General features: G+C 38.4%; 1 protein-coding gene and 2 pseudogenes. 1 reads left to right on the top strand and 2 read right to left on the bottom strand.

Going from position 1 to position 1,792, the window contains the following annotated elements:
- Positions 1 to 81: pseudogene (locus VXQ92_RS16595) on the bottom strand (ribonuclease T); the annotation flags it as partial.
- Positions 66 to 1,100 (bottom strand): dihydroorotase, encoded by a 1,035-nt coding sequence (gene pyrC, locus VXQ92_RS16590; protein WP_001084867.1) that lies wholly within the window; start codon positions 1,098 to 1,100, stop codon positions 66 to 68. The pseudogene VXQ92_RS16595 and the gene pyrC, both read right to left, overlap by 16 nt.
- Positions 1,101 to 1,249: 149 nt before the next feature.
- On the opposite strand from pyrC, the pseudogene VXQ92_RS16585 reads away from it, so the two are divergent.
- A pseudogene (locus tag VXQ92_RS16585) lies at positions 1,250 to 1,792 on the top strand (hypothetical protein); the annotation flags it as partial.

The raw sequence follows: 1,792 nt of genomic DNA, 5'->3' as shown, positions 1-1,792 counted from the left end.
ATCGACAACAACAGGTAAGAAGCCACGAAAACGTTGGCCAATGACCGGGACAGAGTTTTCTTGTGTCACACTTTTCTCCATTGCAGCGTTTTCCCGGCATGCAGCGGGATGATTTTTTGATTATCTAAATAATCAAAAGATTCTGGAACGAGGTTATCTTCTTTAACCAAAGTAATGGTAGAAGTATTACGTGGTAGACCGTAGAAGTCTGCACCAAAATGGCTAGCAAAACCTTCTAGACGCTCTAATTTACCGACTTGGTCAAATGCTTGTGCATAAAGCTCAATTGCATTTGGTGCACTATAGCAGCCTGCACATCCACAAGCATTCTCTTTTGCATTTTGTGCATGAGGAGCGCTGTCTGTACCTAAGAAAAATTTAGGATTACCGCTTGTCGCCACTTCAAGTAAAGTCGTTTGATGCGTTTGACGTTTTAAAATTGGTAAACAGTAGAAGTGCGGTTTAATACCACCAACCAACATATCATTACGGTTAAATAATAAATGTTGTGGAGTGATTGTTGCCGCCACATTACGGTCTTGTTCTAAAACAAAGTGTGCTGCATCACTGGTAGTGATGTGCTCAAGCACAACTTTAAGCTTCGGGAACTGTTTCAATAGAGGTGATAATACCTCATCTAGGAAGCGTTTTTCACGATCAAAAATATCTACATGATTGTGAGTTACTTCACCATGAAGCAATAACGGAACTTGATGTTCCTCTAATTGCTCAATGACTGCATAAACTTTACGAATATCACTTACACCATTATCGGAGTTTGTGGTCGCACCAGCAGGATAAAGCTTAATCGCATTTACATGTTCTGATTCTTTAATTTTACGAACTTCATCAGGTGAAGTGTGGTCAGTAAAATAAAGCACCATACGAGGGTCAAAATTATTGCCTTCCGGAACATGAGCAAGAATGCGTTCGCGATAAGCTAAAGCTTCTTCTACTGTTTTTACAGGCGGTACAAGGTTAGGCATACAAATCGCGCGGGCGAATTGTTTAGCCAAATCTGGAACAGTACGTTTTAATGCTAAACCATCACGTAAATGTGCATGCCAATCATCTGGCTGGAGCAGGGTAATAGAGTTCAAGGCAGTTCAAACTTCGAAATAAAACAAATGATAATCGATAAAGTGTGAAAATGGTAACGAGAATTACGGACAAATGGCAAAATAAAGCGCAGGGAGCTTTAAAAAATAATGTTATATTTTGTTAATGCAGAATATGTAGGAATCGACTAGTGGCGAATAGGGGAAATGTACATCAATTACTCAAATCTAAAGAAGAAATCGAGTATTTGGTCACTCTACATACCCATCGTTATGCCAACATGCCTTTGCCCAAGCAACTGGAAAAAAAATTCTGGTGTTTAAATCTTGATCGAACTAGACAGAACATCTCAAAGTTTCTAGCAAGTGGTGTACTCACTTATTTAATTTTTATTTTATTGGCCCTGCCGACCGACTATTTAGTGATTGGGGTACCTTATATTACTTTGGACTTTATTCATTGCTTACTTAGCGCAATGAATATTGCACTTGCCCTGTTATTGTTCTGGGATTTTGCCAAATTTACAAAACTCTCCGAGCACTTTTATTTAGCTGCATGTGGCATTGTATTTTTAACCATTATTATTAATGCGATGTTATTGCTTAGTGTCGGAAATATGGCACTGAAGAACCAGTCCATGTTGCTTCTTTCATTTTTATATATGCTCGGGTTCATATTAAGTGGTATTAAACCTTTGCATATGCTTTGTGTTGGTTTATTGGCAGCATTTTTA

The sequence above is a fragment of the Acinetobacter sp. 228 genome (assembly GCF_048147885.1).
This window is presented reverse-complemented; position numbering and strand designations above follow the sequence as displayed.